The organism is Pseudobutyrivibrio sp., assembly GCF_017471675.1.
In the GTDB taxonomy this organism is placed as follows: Bacteria; Bacillota; Clostridia; order Lachnospirales; family Lachnospiraceae; genus Pseudobutyrivibrio.
On sequence record NZ_JAFUSK010000006.1, the window covers coordinates 17,791 to 36,856 of the forward strand.

Sequence of the window (19,066 nt, forward strand, 5' to 3'; positions counted from 1 at the left end):
ACTTGCTTCAACAGATTTTCTTGCCAGAATTTCGACATTCGTGCCAGCCCATAGAAGGGTAGTTTGTGGCATAAAAACTCTCAAATCTTTGTATATAAAAGAAAACAACACCTTTGCAAAATACAAAAGTGTTGTCATATACACATTATAAATTATATGATGAATTTAAAATTATTGTACTTTTTCAACGTCTATCATCACACCATGAACAGTAAATCTCATTTCTGATGAAGAACATGTGGAAAGGGTAACAATTTGATCAGAGGCTTTAACAGCTATATCATCTGCATCAATATATGAATTAGTCTTAAGCGTCCCAATATATTCTTCAAATTCAGGGGAATCTGAATAAGGCACTGTATAAACAAAAGATGCCGGGTCCGTATCAAAATAAGAAAAGATTTCAAATCTCATTTTCTTATTAGGTGTTATTATCTGAAAGTATTTGTGCTCGTCATAATAATTATCATTTGATTTATAATATTTTAAAGTACCAAACATTGACAGGTTACGCATATTATGACCATAGATAATATTATGACTATCAGTAAAATCAGGAAGATTATAGCCCTCTAAGAAAATGGAGCCTGCTTTAGCATATTCTTTATTAATGTCCCTTCTTAGATACCCCTCATCATCACCACTATACATTATTGGATAGCTTATATCTGTCCCTTCTACATAAATCCATCCAACCACATCAGGATTAATCTTAGTCAAGCTGTCAAAATCCACATCTAACATATCCTGCCAGCTTGTGCTAGCTGTATATTCCAGATTACTTTCCGTTATATTAGCATATAATTGATTTGTTTTCTCATATCCCATGATAATATAAACAAGTCCTGCAATTGATGAAAATACAATCAACAAACCTACTGCTAAAATAATCTTGTAATTAAATATTGATTTCTTAGTAGTCTCTTTTAGTTCCTTATCCTCGTTCATAATTTGCTAGTTTGCATCTTTCCTCTCTCTTTCTGCCTTCATTGCTGCGATTACAGAAATAATTACAAGTGTTATTCCAAGTATAGCTATTACTATGCTATATCTTCTCATCCATTCCTGCTTAGCTTTGTCATCAAATATACTTTTTGCTGTTTCTTCATCAGGTATATCTACCACATCTTCTCTTGAAGCTGGAACACTATCATCATCTATCTGCTCTACATTTTCCTCTTCTTGGGAAGCCTGGTCAACTGCATTTTGTTGATTTGTATTAGTTCTATTAGTTCTATTGTTAACTACGCCACCCTCTGGAACAGGATTAGCATTATTGTCAGATGCCTGGTAAATGTAGCTTGTCCCACCCTGAACTGTGCTATATTCTGTCCTGCTATCGTTTATGTACTGAGTGCTTCCACTTGGTACTGTAGCCTTATCATACTTGAATTCTATAACCTGATTTTCCTTTAGAGATTCAATATGATAATTGTTTACCTTAGGAGTATAACCTTCTATATATTTGTATGGAACGTATACTTCCTCGCCTAATGCCCCATAATAAGTAACGCTTTCTGCTAAGGTGTTGTTACCTGCATCCAGATATCTTACTTCATAAGGTACTACCGCTCCTACTCCATAGGCTATTACATAGGAATCATCCTTTGTAACTGCAAATGCTGATTTAGAGCTGGCATCATTTGAACCACTTCTTCTACAGCCCTTTACATAATATTTCGCTGCTTCTGAATCAGTTTTATCTATCTTAACCCCATCCTTTGGATTAAAAACTATCTCATCGTTATACTGAAGATTTATAACTGTAACGCAATCATCAGCTACTGTTACCTTGGCATCAGGATTACTGATTTTAAGATATAAGTCATAGTCAGGTATAAAGCTTGCGCCTACATCTTCGGTTCCGCCTATAACAAAGCTTACCTTATAGGTGTATGCAGCCTCTGCTTTAGTGCTTATTGCTATCATCATGCATGCCATAATAAGAATCATTCCAAAAGAGGTTCCTAATCTTTTTACCTTCTTCATAACTAAGCCCCTCCTTTTTGTCTTTTTTCTAAAATTAAATATATAACAACAAGCATAATTCCAAATATCATTGTGCATGTGCAAATGATAACCGGTAAAAGTGAATCCCCTGTCACTGGATTTCCTCCTGCCTGTGGAACTTTTGGCTCATCTATTGCAACAACCTCTACACCTCCTGGTGTTGTGTATACCACATGATTAACAGATGTATTTCGTACCACATTATTCTGTGGGGTAGGAACATTCTCAGCACCAAATTTCACATCAAGTGTGGCCAGCTTTTCCATATAACCATTGTCCTGTGAATTACCGTCAAGCTTAACGGTGATAATAATCGTTCCACTTTGACCATTGGAAAGCCTTCCTACATTAAAATATGGTACCTTTCCATCCTCAAGATTTCCTACCGCCTGATTCAATCCGATGATTGTATCATAATCACCACCTACGGTTTCGCTATCATGAATAACTGTTTCACTGTCCCCTATCTTATATGAAAGCTTGTAGGAATATGCTCCACCACTAGCACTGCTTTGTCCACCACCAATACTTTTTTCTTCCAACGAATTAATAACATCTGTGCTGATATAAAAATCTGATGTAGTGCCAGAAGCATTCTTATAATTAACTTCGTAAGATATTGTATCTCCTGGCATTGCACTTGTAATGGTAGATTTGCTTATATCATAGTCAGATACAAACTTTCCACCATCGTATATCACATTCCATCCTGTAGATTGTGTTGCTGCTAATGCTATTGATGTGTTTAACATTATTCCTACTCCCGTAATAGCCAGAGCAAGAAATAAACTTCCTATTCTATTTTTCATCGCTTGCTCCTTTCTTATTACTGAGTATTTACTCCATTGATACTAACAATATTTCCATCATCTACTGCGTCACATTTAACATTTACACCCCAGGCTGCATATATTGCATCCTCAGCATTATGTGTCTGCACCGCATCCCCTTGGATTTCTATCTTCAAGGATTCACCAGAATATAAATATTCGCTTTCAATAGATGATTCAGTTTCCTTTTGGGTGACAAGTGTAGTCACCTTATTATCAACTGTTATGCCTGTTAAAAATGGGGTTGCATTTCCGCATCCCAGTGGAGAAGTCTTGTAATAAACTGACTGCTCTGCAGTTGATTCTGATTCATTTAAGAACCATCCATCTGCTATATCAAGCTTAATAAGGGAAGGATCTAAATTGGTATTTTTGCCATCCTTGTACCAGCTTTTTCTTACGATAACTCTTACATATTCACTATAGCCTGTTTCTTCATTGGAGTTATTAACAATCCTAACATTTTCAGAATAGTTCTTACCTATTTTGAAGGAATCATCATTTGCTATTTCTGGAAATGTAAGTCCATTTTGTTCTCCTACTGAAATAAAGCTATCATCTACCAGTTCTTCAACATCCACTGAAATCTCAGCTGTAGAGAAATTAACTCTTTCTGCTGCACTTTGGTATACCATAGCAGCCCTTGTAGCTGTAATAGAACCTGCTGATATTACTACTAATCCCAGTATCAAAATAAGAAGAGGATTTTTATATAATTTTTTCATATTCATCCCTCCTTAGTTTCCTACTGTGTAGCTGTCTTCGTTAGCTACTACAGCGTTCCAATCAGCGTAGGCCTTGCCATCCTTATCGTATAATACCTTGGTTGCTTCCTGCACTATGATTACATTGAAGTTACCTGACAAATTGTTATTGATTCCAAGAATCAACTGACTGGCTGTGGCCTCCTTTGGAGCTAATGGATTAGCATAATAGTAATATCCATCATCACCCTTGCTCCAGCCTTCCTGTTCAGTGAATGTAATAACACAGCTTTCTGGAGCTATAGCCTTGACCCTGACAAAAATGTCATAATCACCAGTGTTTGTGATGGTAACCTTCTTCGTCATGTTTTCCACCTGCTCGTCAATCTTAGGAATACTATCACCAAGCTTTAATTCAATCATTCCTTCAGTTGCCACAGAGTCTGTGAAGTACGCCATAGCTGGCTTTATAGAACTAATGCCTATTACCATTATCGCTGCAGCAACTACTAAACACAACTTTGATTTCATATTGCTACCTCACTCTCACTTCCTGCTTTACCCTCTGACCGCTTTCATCTATCCAGAACTGTTCTCCGTCGTCTTCAACGAATTCATTCACTGCACTTATTCCACCTGTTATCATCTTGCCATCATAAGTATTTTCAAAGCTTGCTGTAGGTATTTCTTCATCAGGATTAATAATGATACCTGTAACATTTTTTTCTCCAACTGCCTCATAGCTTGCTCCATCATATACTTCTGTAACAGTAACCTGCGCCTGTGCTGGAATATTATCAATCTGCTTTGTCTTTGTTCCTGCCCCATCAAAATCTATGGTATATACGTTATCAAATACAACCTCACCTTCGATGGTTCCTACAACACTATATACAAATGATGCTGTATTAAATGCTGAATTATATTGATCTAATGTCTTGCTGATTATTACACTACCAAATCTTTCTTTTGCTGTAGATTTTAGGCTAAATGTAGGATTGTAATTCCATTCATCTGAACCCTGACCAAATGCTACGTAATCACTTGTTGGAGCGAGAATCACATAAGGTGTAAATGTATATTCGTATTTATCATCCATTGTATCAAGTGGAATATATAAATACAGGCCAGCTCCTGCTTCAATCTCTATACTGTTTCCTGCCATAACAATTGCATCAGATGTGCCGGACTTTGTTCTAGTAAGTGAGATTTCTGCATCCTTTGAAGTGTTCTGGGCTACCGCTTTAGCTTTTTCCACTATATTAGTATTTACAGCCTCTACAGTAGGTTGATTCTCAAGAATACTTAAATCAATTCCACTTTCTTTAAATTTATCTGTAAGGGTTAGCCCACCAGTAGAATCCATTTGGGCTATTTTGTAAATCTCAATAGTTAATGTGCCCTCATACTCATTTGCAAAAACCGAACCGTCAGCTTCGTTGATTTGAGCAGTAAGCTTTACTGTTTTTGTAGTATCCACTCTTTCTGCTGCCATTAATGAATGCCCGCATACCAAGGAAACCACAAGACCAGCTGCAGCCATAATACCTATAAAACTCTTTTTTACTAATATATTTCTTTTCACTGGCGACTCCCTTCCAAGCCACTAGGCCTATTTCTTAATAATATACATTGCCTAGAACAAAGTATTATATAATGCCCTCTTCTAATCAATGTAGCAACTAGCATTTATTGTCTCCTCCGCCGCCTTTTGCGGCGGAGAGACAATTTATCTATTACTTAGCAGATTTATTCTTCTTATTTGTGAAGTACAAACCTGCTGAGATGCTCATTAGAAGCACTCCAAATCCTGTAAATGCTGCTGTACCCTTACCACCTGTGAAAGGTAATGTAGATAGCTTTGAATCGTGCATTGTAGCCTCTGCTATCTGCTCGTTGTCAGCCTTGCCTTCCTGCCACTCTGCAGTTACATCTTCTGGATTTACCTTATAGCCTTCTGGAGCAACTACTTCATGGAACTTATAGGTCTTATCTGGATCAAAGCCTTCTACTGTAGCTGTTCCATCAGAACCTGTGGTGATTGTTGTAGCATCATCTACTGTATCTACCCATCCTGAAAGAACTCCACCTTCAAGTGTTGCAAACTTTCCATCAGCGTTTACTACTACAAATTCTGCACCTGCCAAAGCCTCTGGTGAATTAGAGCCAGCCTCGTTCATCTTTGTAATCTTAAGCTTTCCTGTGTAAGATTTAACAACTGTTGCTGGATTATTTCCAATAGCAGCTTTGTTATCAATCTCTGTACCAGTTACGATTGCTACATAAGTAAGTGTAACTGTCATGTTTGCATATTTGTTATCTTCTTCTGGGTCATCACTGTTAATGATAAGTGAAGCTAAATCGATTGTAAGCTTATTTCCCTCTGGGGCAATTTCCAATGTTGGCGCATCCCCAACATCAACTGTAACTACTGCCTTGCCTGCATCATTTACCTTAAACTCGCCGCCTGTTAGTTCATCAGTAATAACAAGTGTTGTCTGGGAACCCTTTGGCGAATAAGGAATTGTTGCTGTAAGTGTGTAGGTTACTTCATCACCAACCTGTACAAACTTATCTGTCTGCTCATTCACTGTCTTTCCTACAGTCTTAGGTGTCTTCTTTGCCTTAATTGTTGTGTCAACAAGCCCCTTCTCTTCACCTGTCTTATCATCAAATCCAACGTAAGCAAGCATTGGGTTGTAATCATATCCTTCTTCTGTTCCATTGATAAGATATAAGCCTGCCTTGCTAACTGTCATTGGATTAGTGAACACATCACTTGTTGATACATTTGCAGCTTTAATTGCAGTTGCTCTTGCTGATTCACTTGCTGCAATATACCCTTCAATCTGTGATTGTTCGTCATCACCAAAGCTTGCAAACAGTGCCTCGTATCCAGGAACGATTGCCCAACCAGTGGCTGTGCTGGTGTCTGCCTTTATTACCTGTGCATAGGTAAATGTAGCTCCTTCACCTGCACCAGTAACGGTAATAACAGCACTCTTTTCTGCTGCAGATGATATGATGGTCATTGAAAGCATCATCATTACCGCAAGCATAAGCGTTAATAACTTCTTTACTCTTTTCATATTGAACCCTCCTTATTGTCCCTTTATGCCATTTTTTGTTTTTTCTTATTTTTATAAAACAGATAAGTTGAAAGCATGATAAATGTAAATCCTATTGCATTGGTATTATCTGTTCCAGTACCACCAGTATTTGGCAACTCAATTGCCTGCAACAAATTCTTATAGTAGAACTTGTAGGTTATAACATTTTTGTTTCTAACCACTTCACTCTCACATTCAGCAGTTTCGCCTTGTGGAGTGTAGGCTGTAACGGTAGGCTTGTTGTCTGCATCAAGCGCTATCTCCCAATACTCACCGCTCTTTGCATATCCTGTAGGTGCGCTAACTTCTGTAAGCATGTATGTTTTTTCTACAGGAACAGCTTCATCTTCCTTAAGGTCCCATGTAATCTTACCTTCTTCATTTCCCTTGCTTTCTCCAAGGTATGCACTCTGCGGATTGTCTCCTGCTTCCTTAAGTAAGAACTGGGCTCCATCAAGTCTTACACCAGCTTTTCCATCTCCATCTGTTTTGTAGATTTCCCAAACATTTTTGTAGTAAACCTGAATAACTGGATGTGGGAAAAGCTTTTCGTAGTGATTAGATTTGTATGTGTAGTCTGCCGTTGCCTTTGTATTTGATCTAAAGCCTTCCTTGCCAGATGATGTAGGAGTCTGTGCTGTTACGTTGTCAGTTCCTTCATCACCTATTGCATTATAGCCTGATTCTAAATATGTATCATAGGCCAGGTCTGATGGAACTACCTTAAAGGTAACACCGTATGAATACCTCTTATCTAATTCATATCCATCAGGGAAGCTTATAACCATCTTGCGCTCAGCTGAATCATAAGTTGCAGTAACTATAATGGTTTCGTCTCCATCATATACTTCATAGGTAGCTGCATTTGTCATTGCACCATTTGCATCTATATGACCATCCAAGCCATCCCATTTACCTTTTCCTATATCCTGTAACTCAGCATCACCATCCATAATACTTAGGTAGAACTCTGAGTTAGGCTTTATATCAACATATTCACTTAGGTAATCTGTAATAACAACATTTGAAGCGTAATAGTTTACTGTGTGAATCTCGTCCTCACCAGTGGTGGTGGTAGAAATAGTACCTGCTAGGTTACTAAATTTAGCTCCAACCTCTGATGCCTTTATATTAGTTGCTTCTTTTGTTTTTGCATTAGGAACTGCATTTGCCAGGTTTTCCAATAAGGTAATACCGTACATATTAATTCCATCAATATAACCTAATCCCATACCAACTGCATAAAAGGCGTCGCAGTTAGTAAGCGCTTTGGCTGCATTTATTGATTCGTTGTAAACTGTTCTGCTGGTTGAGCTACCGTTTCCTCCAACAGAGCCATTGTTGTTCAAATAATATGTTGGTTGACCATCTGTAAGGAAGATAACTATTCTCTCAGCTCCAGCTCTTGCTCCTGCCATTTCGCTTTTAGCCAATGTTAAGCCAGCATCGTAATTAGTTCCTATATTACTTCCTATTTCAATGGAACTAACCTCAGGATATACATCCTCTGTGTTTATCCATCCTCCTGCGGATGCTCTGGTTCCAAACTCTAGAATCTTCCATTTGGCATCTACATCAGGCTTTGATTCAAATACCTTTACCATTGCCTTGGTAGCATCCTTAACATATTTGATATTTTCACCTGCCATTGATGATGAAACATCGATGACCATTATAATATCAACTACTTTGTTGGTAACAACCTGATCTTCTTCCTGACCATATATTATGGTTCGTACTGTTTCATCAGGTGGCAGATATTTTAGTGAAAGATTGTAGTCATCTGAATTACTGTTGTACTTAATAAACTTTGACAGCTGTTCGTCTGACTTAGATACAGGGTAGGTATAGGTTAACATGTTCTTAAATACCACCTGTGGTCTAGTAGCATCTGTTACTGTTACCTCATACTCTCTTGAACCTGTATATGTAGCTGCATATTCAGCCTTTGGTACCTTATCCGTTCCTAAATATACCTTAGTAACAAAGTTTTCAAAATTGTAATCAGAGCTAATAATAGCTGATTCTATTATCTTGTATTTTCCTTCGTTAAGGGCGTCAAACTCAGCCTTTTGAGAAGCCTTTAATTTGAAAATACCATTTGCATCTGTGTGATACTTGGTACCATCTATGCTATAGCCTTCGTTAGCTACTGGTGCTCCACTTGCATCAAGCAATTTGAATTCATACTGGGTGTTTGTATCTGTAGCTGCAACCCCTGTAACCTTTTTGGTTACTGATAGGTTACTATCTTCCTTATAATATGCCTGAATGTCTACAGTCAGCTTGTTGTCTACATCCCTGGAATCCAAAGTAGCTATCTCTACATCATTTTTAAGAATCCTTACTCTATAGTATGTAGTCCTATAGTAGTATCCTACTTCGTATGCTTCAATCTTAATTTCGTCAAAAACCTGATTGTTATATTTAGCTTCTATGAAAGTATGATTAGCTATGTGCTCAACCAAATCATTTACTAACTGTGCCTGCTCATCTCCAAATCCGGTAAGATCCTTGGTTCCATTTCCAACTGCTAATTCATTTCCATCAATATCTCTGTTTTTAATATTAAGTATTACCTTGGCATTGTTTGTTGATACCCATGTAACTACGAAAGTAGAAAAGCTATCTGTAACTATTTCTGCCTTTGTTAATGCACTATTGTTATCTAGCTCTAAATCAGCTTTTTTCTCACCTGTTAAATTATCAATCTTGTCTGTCTGCTCGTTAAAATGTAGTACTGAAACATCTACCTTATCTTTTCCACTAACATCTATTGGTAAAACCGCTTGCTTATACTCTAGCTTCACTGTTACATCACCATTTGGTTCTACCTCTTCAGATGTTTCCTGATTAATAAAGCAAATGTCATAAGCTACAAATCCGTAATTAATGTTGTCGTTTAATTCTGTTTCACCATTTAATTTTTCTTTAACCTTTGTATATTCTTCTGCGGTGTCTTCGCTATCTGCCTTGATAGGCTTTACCTTAAGATCCGCCTTCTCTGGAATCGCTCCGCTTACTGTAACAATTACTTCATCATCCTCGTATGTAAGAATTGATTCTGGAAGTTTGTGGTAACCACATTTCTTGCAAATACCTTGCTCATCAAATTCACAGCTTTCTGTGTATTTTTCAAAGTCTTCACATTTGCTGCAGGTTACTTCATGTGTTCCATCATTGTTTGAAGTGTAACTAAGCTCATGTTCACATTCTGTTTTTTCTTCTTCCTCAAGCTCCTTATCCTCTTCAGCTTCTAATTGGTCTTCTTCTGGTTCTTCGGATTCTTCTGTTTTTGTTTTATCACCAATTATTCCATCAACAGCTTCTTTGATTTCTTCCACTATAGGAGTAACAACCTGCTCTATAGCGCCGCCAGCTGTAGATGCCTCTTCCGAAGCCTGGGCCTGCTCATCTGTGACTGGCTCGTTAGTTGAAGCTGTTTCATTAGCCTCAGTTGATTCTACTGGGGAAGCTACAGCAGTCTCTTCTTCTACTTGCACTTCTTCTGCCTTCACTTCTTCAGTCACACTTTCATTCTGTACAGGTAATGCATCTGTATCTAATTCTGCGTATGCACTTGCTGACATAGATGAATATAAAGCGATAATAAGAGTTAATGAGATGATTTTATTGAATAAACGATTTCTTTTCATATAATTCTTCCTCACTAAACACGAACCAACTAAAACCAAAACGTTATATTGAATAACTTGTAAGGTAAGTATAACAAGAAAATTGTGAAAAATCTGTGTATTGGCACGATGTGTCAGAATTTGGCAAGATGTTTTTCATTTCAATACACAATTTTACACTGTAACATTTACAAATGCTCTATATAACTTTTTTATTAACTCTTTGCATAAAAAGAACCCTCCTTACTGAACTTTTCATTGTCCAGTAAGGAGGGTATGTCATGTTACGATTCTTTCCTGTTAATCAAACGCTTTATAATCATTACTATAATAAGTACCAGAATAATTCCAATAAATGTTATTACTAGATAGTAGCTTTTTACTGTTTCTACTACCAGCTTGCCTCCCTTAGGTGGATCATCCTCACCTAAGTACTCTACCCTGGTTCCTCTCACCAACAGTCTGTGAGTGTTAACACCATAAGGTGTGCAAGTAAATAAGGTAATATAATCCTTTCCCTCTTCTACCTGCATTGCAGTTGTCAATGTGTCTATATCATCAGCTTCAATCTTGGGATGAATCATATCTACTTCGTATGCATGGGTCTCATCTAGTACATGTATATAGAATTTGTCTCCAACCTGTAGCTGATCGATATTGGTGAACAAATCTGCTGTTGGCAAGCCTCTATGTCCTACAATAACAGAATGAGTTCCCGCTCCACCAATAGGTAGTGCCGTACCATTCATGTGACCAACTGCTGTTTGGATTTGTTCATCAAAAGTGCCATGCATAATAGGAAGCTTCAGGTTTATCTTCGGTATAGAAAGATATGCCATGATACCATCGCCATTAAGATTTAGCACTGAATAATACTTGGATTCATAGAAATCCTCCGATGGCTTGGTCTCATCTTCGTCTGAATTAACCCCAAACACATCTGTACCAAGAGCATTTTCTTTGATATTGCTGTTGAAATCCAAGGCTGCATTCCATTCTGCTTCATACTCAGTAGTATCCATTGTCTCTATTTTGTTTTGATAGTTTCCTATTAATTTGCTCTGAACATAATTGTTCCATTCATTAGAAAGAATTGGATAAGAAAGTAAGCCAACCCCACCTATGAAAAATAAAAACACTAATACCTTTACGATTATTTGTCTCATGGTAATCCCCCACTCCCCTATGTACTAATTTAACCTTACCATATTTTAGGCAAAAATAAAAACACCACTTTTGTTTCCAAAAGTGATGCCATGTACGGCTTTAACTAATCTGATGATTAGTTAAAGCCTACTACCTTCTGTGCAATCTTGTAGGCTGTGATGGAAATGGCTCTACCGCCATGTCCTGGAAGGTTAGTAGTGGCACACATGATACCATATCTAAGCTTGCGATAGAGATAATAATCGTGTTCCTTAATATACTTCCACAAATCGCGACGCTTCTGTTGATGCTCCTTAGTACCACTCTTCATAAGAAGTACTGTGGAAATAACAGTAATCATCTCAAGGTAATTGAACATATACTTCTTAACATGTTCATCCTTAATGTTCTTATAATCATAAGCTTCAAACATAAGCTTATTAACCTTAATCTGCTGGTCAATACGGCTAATCATAACCTTTTCATTAACTGACTGATCATCTCTTCCAATATAGTAACGATAGAAATCCACATCCAAATAATAAATGTTCTTAACATAAGGCAGTGGATAAAATACATAAAGGTTATCTACATAGAAGGTATGCTTTGGAAGCTCTAATCCACAATCTCTAAGAAGCTTTGTACGATAGATAACTGAATGCATCAATATGTACTGGCCCTTCTTAAAATGCTTTGTCTCATCCCATGTGAAATACTTATTTACAGGAAGATTTGAATAAGACATTACCTTTTTATGGTGTGCCCCTTCCTTATCATATACAAAATTAGAAATAAGCATATCAAGATTCTTACTATGCTCTACTGAGCTACGAAGCACCTTTAAAACCTTGTCATAAGCTTCCTCATCTACCCAGTCATCTGAATCTACAACCTTAAAGAACAATCCTGTAGCATTCTTAAGACCTGTATTAACAGCTTGACCATGGCCCCCGTTTTCCTGGTGAACAGCCTTAATAATAGTAGGATGCTCTGCTGCTAATCTATCAGCTATTTCAGCTGTGTTATCCTTTGTACTTCCATCATCAACGATGATGATTTCCACATCCTCACCGCCATGAAGTAAAGTCTTAACACAATGCTCCATATAATCTGCAGAATTGTAACAAGGCACTGCAAAACTTAATAACTTCATAATAATATCTCCTATAAAATGGGGACGGTTGCCCGTCCCCTTGTTAAGTAACCTTTATGATTTTAACAAATCTAGTAAATATCATCAACTAAATCAAGTTAAATGCATCTAAAGATTTCCTAATCTATTCAGCCTCAACAGTTGGTGCCATTTCTTTTCTCTTTGCAAGATATTTCTTGATTGCAAAGTATTCAAGGCAAACGATAAGTAATCCAAGGATTACATCGATAAGGATGAGAACCTTCTCCCATGTAGGAAGACCTGCCTTGATATCGTTATCATAAGCACGGCTGTTTACTACTGTGTAAAGAATGTTCTTAGATGCCTGTCTCATAGCAATTACTGATGTTGCAGATGTCTGGTCTGTAACCTTAGACTGATCTGTTGAGTATGTTGCAAGCATAAGGTCGCAACCATTTCTAATCATTCTATCAGCATCCTGATATCCGTATCCACCGAAGTAATCTGTTTCAGCAAATCCACGGAATCCCCACTCACCTCTAAGAACGTCGTTAAGAAGTTCTGGGCAAGCCTCTGCAGGTACTGTACCGATGTTGTTGAAAGCTACCATTGTTGCACCTGGGTTAGAGTTCTTAAATGTAATTTCGAATGACTTTAAGTAAATCTCACGCATTGACTGTTCGTTGAGCCATGTGCAAAGAAGGTTAGTTCTGTTTGTTTCCTGATCATTTGTAGCAAAGTGCTTAACGTATGAGTATACGCCCCACTCTCTTGCACCATTTACAGCGTTTGCACACATCCAACCTGCAAGTACGCCATCCTCTGAGTAGTACTCAAAGTTACGTCCTGCAAATGCTGAACGGTGTGTGTTTGTAGCTGGAGCATACCAACCAGATACATCCATATCATTAGCCATACGACCAATTGACTGACCAAATGCAAGTGCCATATCCTTATTCCATGTGCAAGCAATCATAACTGCTGCTGGGAATCCGATAGAACCCTGGCCTGTAAAGTTATTGTTGATTGAAGCAGGACCATCGCAATCGTATGTCATAACCTTATCAATAGACTTAATTGCTGATGTCTCATATCCACCAAGTTCGATAAGTGTGTTCATGTCAGCTACTGACATTTCGTCAAGAAGCTCTTCCCACTTAGGATCATCATAGTCAAGACCACGAAGTTCCTTAAGCTCAATGCCATTCTTTGCTTCTGTTGTTGGCATTTCATCTGAAGAGTTGTTGTAATCCTCTTCCTTATAATTGTTGTTATTTACATAAGCTGACTTGTACTCATCTGCAAGCTCAAATGATGTAGGAGCAGCTGTAGCCTCAGCATAGTTAGCAAATCCGTCTGCACGTGAAAGATATGTTACATCACCCTCTGCAAAACCAAACTGGTTTGTAGCTGCTACTGCATCGCTCTCACGCTTGTTAGACTCGTCATATACGATATCTGAAGCAACATTTACTGTATCTGTAGCAATCTTGTTATGTGAATCTGAGTTAATAGAAATCTCATAATCACCAGCTTCAAGTACATAGCAGCCCTTGCCATATGTATCATAAGAAGCCATATCCTCAAGTGCAAATGAGATAGAAACTGTCTCAGAAGCACCTGGCTCAAGTGTCTGTGTCTTTGCAAACTGAATTAAGTTTGCAGCTGCCTTCTCAATGCCGCCGTTTGTATATGGTGGGTTGTAGTAAACCTCTACAACATCCTTACCAGCAACATCACCTGTGTTTGTAACTGTTACATCAAATGAAACTGTCTTACCATCATTTGTTACAGGACCCATTTCCTGCTTAAATGTTGTGTATGATAATCCATAACCAAATGGATATACTACTGCTGAATCATAATCAAATTCAAATCCGTTCTCTGCTTCAGCTGCTGCTGTCTCATAGAACTTGTATCCAACATAGATACCTTCTACATAATTTACAAATGTAGGATATGCCTTGCCGCCTTCAGCGAACATGTTATCTACACCAAACTCTTCCATGTTTGTGTAATCGAAATCCCCAAAGTTGTTAGCTGTTGGTGTAGCAAATAAATCTGCTACAAATGTGTCAGCTGTCTTACCTGATGGGTTAACCTGACCTGCAATAATCTCGCCAAGTCCATCAAAACCAGTCTGGCCTGTACCTGGGCAGTAAAGAACTGACTTAATTTGTGAGTAATTATTAACAAAACCAAGCTCCATAGCATTTGCTGAGTTAACAACTACGATAACCTTATCAAAGTTAGCTGTTACTTCGTCAAGAAGTGCCTGCTCTCTGTTAGAAAGCTCAAGGTAAGACTTAGAAGCATCTAAATCATCCTTCTGATCAGAGTAACGAACACCTGATGCACCGAACATTCCCTCTGTTGAGAATGTGTCTTCTCCATCATAAGATGCTGGAAGATCTGCACCTTCACCACCTGAACGTGCGATGAAGAAAATAGCTGTGTCTGAATAGTTCTTAGCATCTGAAATAAGGTTGCCATACTCAGAAACCTTTGGCTCAGGAATTGTCCAATCCTGTCCCATCATACCTACTGTAGGTCTGGCATCTCTCCAACCCTTGTAGAAATCTACAAGATCCTGGTTGTACTCGATACCTGCGTCTGTAAGACCTGTTAAGAAGTCTACTGTTGGGTATGCATCTGAAAGTGCACCTGAACCTGTACCACCATAGATAGGGTTAGTTGAAGACCAACCAAATACATTAACCTTTGCACCCTCAGCAAGTGGAAGAGCCTTATCATCATTCTTTAAAAGAACGATACCTTCCTCTGCGATATCTGTACAAAGTTCCTTAGCCTCTGCGATGGCATCATCTGAAATCTTGCCACCACCCATAGCCATGTTAATCATGGAGAACATAGGGCCAAGTACGATAGTGTTTGCAACTACAACCACTACTAATAAGAAAGCAATCCAAGCTTCCTTTCTGATGAAGCCCTTAAGAGGCTTCTTTGCCTTCATCGCACAAATAGTAACGATGATTGCTGCAACGAGTGCCACGCCTAAGATAATAAGCTGTGGAATCATTGTTTGTAGGACGGCAATGACGTCCGCAATGTTGATTGATAACATTCTCTCTTCTCCTTCCTATTAACTCTTCATTAATAGTAAATTTATCTCAAAAGCCTAGCTCGCTGGACTCCAAGTACTCCGTGCTCCCGCAAGCCATCTCCCATACTGTCATTCCGGTGCGGTAGCTCCTCATTCTGTATGGGGCCCTCTTGCTCGCGCTTGCCGAGGTTGAGTGTCCAGCTAATATAAACTTTTAAGTGCATTTAATAAGTCGGCGTTTGAATTACGCTTCTGTCTGCTTTGGGGTTTCTGGGAAGATGATCTTGTTTACGAAGAAGAAGACCACCATTGAAACTCCGCCGTTGAGTATGGTTGTTCCGATATTGTAAAGCCATGCTGGAACGAAGATGCCTGCTACTGCAACCCAGATACAGTTGATTGAGTTTACAATGCAAGTGATTACGATGAATGCAAGGATGTACCATGCAATCTGCTTGCCAGGCTTATCGTGATTACAGAATACAAAAAGCTTCTGAATTGGGAAGTTAATGCACTCACCAATTACCATTGCAATCATGTAAGCTGTGAAATATGCAAGACCGCCGTGTGCCTGGTCGTAACCTAAGATGTTCCACTGGAATGTTTCACCAGCGATTGTAAGTGGAATTCCTGGCCAGCCAAAGCTTCTATCACCTAAGAAAGCAAAAGCTGCAGGTAAAAATGTAAGAAGTAAATACTTAAACACTGTAATTAAGTTACTTACGATTACGAATAAACCACCCTCGCGAACCCACTTAGCAACTGCAGGGTGCTTTTCAACAAAATTATTCCAAAAATTCATATCCATTCTCCTTCTCTCGGCAGTTACGCTTACAATCCTGAAAATACTCCGCTCAACTACATGTTTCGCTTGAGTATTTTCAGAGATTGTCAGCTACTGTTTATTTATAGGTTTTTGATTTTCATCAGAAAATCAAGAACCGGACATAGACCAATATTTTCTGAAAGAAAATATTGCTTGGCGAAGCCAAGTTCTTGTGGGCTTTTTCCTTAAGTAGCCCACAAGAAGTCATAGTTTTTGTTATTCCTTATGATTAAGACGAGCTTCATATTTCTTGTTGGCGCGGGCGTTTTTGAAGAAGCCACCGATTACGCCGCCAAGGCCACGGAAGAAGTGTCCGTTGGCAATCTTTACAATGCTTTCTACCATTTCACGGCTTACCATTCCGCCTGACATCTTACAGATTGCTCTGAAAGGCATGTTGTAGATGAACATTGTGTTAAGATCAGGTACGCCCTTTTCATAAGATTTATCAAGATTGTTCTTAAGTACCTTGTAAACTAATCTGCAAATTCCGCTCTTAGCATCCTTCATCTGGCAGAGGGCATCGTTGATATCAAGTGGTCCAACCTTTTCCTCTGGAAGTGGTGCAGCGTAAAGCTTTTCGAACTCTTCGTAGTGAACGTTTCTAACCTTACCTGTCTTGTAGCTTGGTAGGCTTTCAATATCGTAAGGTAATTCAGTAATAGTGCCTGCCTTTGTGATTCTGCCTGTAAGCTCTATGTCACGAACATTTCCACCTACATATATCTCATACTCACCACCTTCAATTTCCCACTTGTTACTTACAGTTGAGAAATAGCGGAAGGTCTTATCATCAAATGGAATCTCTACATCTGCTGATTCACCAGCCTTAATCCAAACCTTCTTGAAGCCCTTAAGCTCCTTCTTAGGACGGATAAGTCCTGATTCGGATTTACCTATGTACATCTGAGCTATCTCAGCGCCGTCGCGATTTCCTGTATTCTTAATAGTGAACTTAATTCCCTCTTCTGAAACTGAAAGAGCTGAATATTCAAATGTGGTGTAGCTAAGTCCAAATCCAAATGGGAACTGCACTGCCACATCAGCTGTATCGTAATAACGATATCCAATGAATGGTCCCTCGCGATACTGAAGATTTCTCTTTTCTGTATCTGCGTAGTTTACAATCGAGCAATCCGTATATGCGAATGGATAAGACTCTGAAAGCTTACCAGTTGGAATTTCCTTTCCAACAATAATATCAAGTAATGCTGATGCTCCAGCCTGTCCTGTTAAGTATCCGTGAAGTAAAGCCTGTAAGTTGCCAAGCCATGGCATCTTTACTGATGAACCTGCACTCATAACACCAATGATGTGCTTGTTGTAAACTGTAAGCTCCTCAAGCTCCTTTATCTGATACTCAGGCACATCGATTGACATTCTGTCTGCGCCTTCGCTTTCAGCGATTTCATCTAATCCGAAGAAGAATAAAACTACATCTGCCTTCTCTGGATCATCTGTTACATTTAAATCGTAGTTTGCAATCTGCTCTCTAATAGTCTCAACCTTTGTTGAATTAACCTGTGAACTACCAGAACCCTGGTAACGTGGCTTATCAACAAATGGTCCGCGTAAACAAACTGTTGTACCTGCCTTAAGTGGAAGGATATCTTCATCATTCTTAAGAAGCACCGCTGAGTTAACAGCTGCCTTTTTAGCAATCGCGTGGTGTGCTTCCTTATCGAATCCCTTAGTATGGTCATTCTCCTTGAAGTAGATAGCTGCTTCTATAATAGGAAGAATTGCCTTATCGATTTCCTCTTCTGTGATGCGTCCTTCGCCTTCTGTAGCTGCCTTGATAAGCTCTCTTGCTGAATCAAGACCAGGATTTGGCATCTCTACATTGGACTGACATTTAACACCAGCCACGTGGTCGTTACTAGCGCCCCAATCTGTAACAACGATACCGTCAAATCCCCACTCTTCTCTAAGGATATCTACAAGAAGATGCTTGTTCTCGTTTGCATACTGACCGTTAACCTCGTTGTAAGCAGACATAATTGTCTTTGCCCCACCTTCCTTAACAGCGATTTCAAATGCTGTAAGGTAAATCTCACGAAGTGTACGCTCATCAACAACAGCGTTCATAGCCATTCTGCGATACTCACGAGAGTTGACAGCGAAATGCTTAGGGCAAGAATAAACATGCTTGCTCTGAATACCTCTTACATAAGCTGCAGCCATCTTACCTGCAAGGATTGGGTCTTCGCTAAAGTACTCAAAGTTTCTTCCACAAAGTGGAGAGCGTTTCATATTAAGACCAGGTCCAAGTAAAACATCTACATTCTGTGCCACTGCTTCCTCACCAAGGGCTGCACCGATTTCTTCACCAAGGCTAGGATCCCAGCTATTAGCAACTGTTGCTGCTGTTGGGAAGCATGTAGCTGGAAGCGATGCGTTAAGTCCTAAGTGATCACCAGCCCCCTCTTGACGACGTAACCCGTGAGGGCCATCAGAAAAGGTAATTGACTGAATCCCCAAGCGTGGAATGTCACGTGACTCCCACTCATTCTTACCGCTTAAAAGTGCGGCCTTCTCCATCAATGTAAGCTTTGAAATTATTTCTTTAGCGTCCATAGTTATCCTCCATTAATCTTGATTATAATTTACCACCACATTAACAAAAC

The 19,066-nt window shown here is 38.9% G+C and carries 13 protein-coding genes; all 13 read right to left on the reverse strand.

Annotated features, from left to right (window positions below; translation table 11 throughout):
• Positions 1–171 precede the first annotated feature (171 nt).
• Complete coding sequence (gene srtB / locus IJ535_RS01300) at positions 172–948, reverse strand: class B sortase (RefSeq protein ID WP_294297712.1); 777 nt, start codon at positions 946–948, stop codon at positions 172–174.
• A gap of 6 nt (positions 949–954) precedes the next feature.
• Positions 955–1,989: a MucBP domain-containing protein gene (locus IJ535_RS01305; RefSeq protein ID WP_294297717.1), complete on the reverse strand. Its 1,035-nt coding sequence runs from the start codon at positions 1,987–1,989 to the stop codon at positions 955–957.
• 2 nt (positions 1,990–1,991) lie between these two features.
• Complete coding sequence (locus IJ535_RS01310) at positions 1,992–2,819, reverse strand: hypothetical protein (RefSeq protein WP_294297720.1); 828 nt, start codon at positions 2,817–2,819, stop codon at positions 1,992–1,994.
• A 17-nt stretch (positions 2,820–2,836) separates the two neighbouring features.
• Positions 2,837–3,565, reverse strand: coding sequence for a hypothetical protein (locus IJ535_RS01315; protein ID WP_294297766.1), 729 nt, complete (start codon positions 3,563–3,565; stop codon positions 2,837–2,839).
• 12 nt (positions 3,566–3,577) lie between these two features.
• Positions 3,578–4,075, reverse strand: coding sequence for a hypothetical protein (locus IJ535_RS01320; RefSeq protein ID WP_294297769.1), 498 nt, complete (start codon positions 4,073–4,075; stop codon positions 3,578–3,580).
• 4 nt (positions 4,076–4,079) lie between these two features.
• Positions 4,080–5,129, reverse strand: coding sequence for a DUF5979 domain-containing protein (locus tag IJ535_RS01325; RefSeq protein WP_294297772.1), 1,050 nt, complete (start codon positions 5,127–5,129; stop codon positions 4,080–4,082).
• A 151-nt stretch (positions 5,130–5,280) separates the two neighbouring features.
• Positions 5,281–6,633, reverse strand: coding sequence for a SpaH/EbpB family LPXTG-anchored major pilin (locus IJ535_RS01330; RefSeq protein WP_294297774.1), 1,353 nt, complete (start codon positions 6,631–6,633; stop codon positions 5,281–5,283).
• Between the two features lie 23 nt (positions 6,634–6,656).
• Positions 6,657–10,310 (reverse strand): DUF7604 domain-containing protein, encoded by a 3,654-nt coding sequence (locus tag IJ535_RS01335; protein WP_294297777.1) that lies wholly within the window; start codon positions 10,308–10,310, stop codon positions 6,657–6,659.
• 263 nt (positions 10,311–10,573) lie between these two features.
• Entirely contained in the window at positions 10,574–11,455 is an 882-nt protein-coding gene (locus tag IJ535_RS01340) for a class C sortase (RefSeq protein WP_294297779.1), read from the reverse strand.
• Positions 11,456–11,571: 116 nt separating this feature from the next.
• Complete coding sequence (locus tag IJ535_RS01345) at positions 11,572–12,588, reverse strand: glycosyltransferase family 2 protein (protein ID WP_294297781.1); 1,017 nt, start codon at positions 12,586–12,588, stop codon at positions 11,572–11,574.
• 124 nt (positions 12,589–12,712) lie between these two features.
• Complete coding sequence (locus IJ535_RS01350) at positions 12,713–15,634, reverse strand: glycoside hydrolase family 3 protein (RefSeq protein ID WP_294297783.1); 2,922 nt, start codon at positions 15,632–15,634, stop codon at positions 12,713–12,715.
• 223 nt (positions 15,635–15,857) lie between these two features.
• Positions 15,858–16,415, reverse strand: a complete 558-nt coding sequence (locus IJ535_RS01355) for a GtrA family protein (RefSeq protein WP_294297786.1) — start codon at positions 16,413–16,415, stop codon at positions 15,858–15,860.
• Between the two features lie 240 nt (positions 16,416–16,655).
• Positions 16,656–19,016, reverse strand: coding sequence for a glycoside hydrolase family 3 C-terminal domain-containing protein (locus IJ535_RS01360; protein ID WP_294297791.1), 2,361 nt, complete (start codon positions 19,014–19,016; stop codon positions 16,656–16,658).
• Between the last annotated feature and the right edge of the window lie 50 nt (positions 19,017–19,066).

Bases quoted from the DNA above. Each gene is read 5' to 3' on its own strand.
- srtB (WP_294297712.1), bottom strand. From the start codon at position 948: ATGAACGAGGATAAGGAACTAAAAGAGACTACTAAGAAATCAATATTT.
- IJ535_RS01305 (WP_294297717.1), bottom strand. From the start codon at position 1,989: ATGAAGAAGGTAAAAAGATTAGGAACCTCTTTTGGAATGATTCTTATT.
- IJ535_RS01310 (WP_294297720.1), bottom strand. From the start codon at position 2,819: ATGAAAAATAGAATAGGAAGTTTATTTCTTGCTCTGGCTATTACGGGA.
- IJ535_RS01315 (WP_294297766.1), bottom strand. From the start codon at position 3,565: ATGAAAAAATTATATAAAAATCCTCTTCTTATTTTGATACTGGGATTA.
- IJ535_RS01320 (WP_294297769.1), bottom strand. From the start codon at position 4,075: ATGAAATCAAAGTTGTGTTTAGTAGTTGCTGCAGCGATAATGGTAATA.
- IJ535_RS01330 (WP_294297774.1), bottom strand. From the start codon at position 6,633: ATGAAAAGAGTAAAGAAGTTATTAACGCTTATGCTTGCGGTAATGATG.
- IJ535_RS01335 (WP_294297777.1), bottom strand. From the start codon at position 10,310: ATGAAAAGAAATCGTTTATTCAATAAAATCATCTCATTAACTCTTATT.
- IJ535_RS01340 (WP_294297779.1), bottom strand. From the start codon at position 11,455: ATGAGACAAATAATCGTAAAGGTATTAGTGTTTTTATTTTTCATAGGT.
- IJ535_RS01345 (WP_294297781.1), bottom strand. From the start codon at position 12,588: ATGAAGTTATTAAGTTTTGCAGTGCCTTGTTACAATTCTGCAGATTAT.
- IJ535_RS01350 (WP_294297783.1), bottom strand. From the start codon at position 15,634: ATGTTATCAATCAACATTGCGGACGTCATTGCCGTCCTACAAACAATG.
- IJ535_RS01355 (WP_294297786.1), bottom strand. From the start codon at position 16,415: ATGAATTTTTGGAATAATTTTGTTGAAAAGCACCCTGCAGTTGCTAAG.
- IJ535_RS01360 (WP_294297791.1), bottom strand. From the start codon at position 19,016: ATGGACGCTAAAGAAATAATTTCAAAGCTTACATTGATGGAGAAGGCC.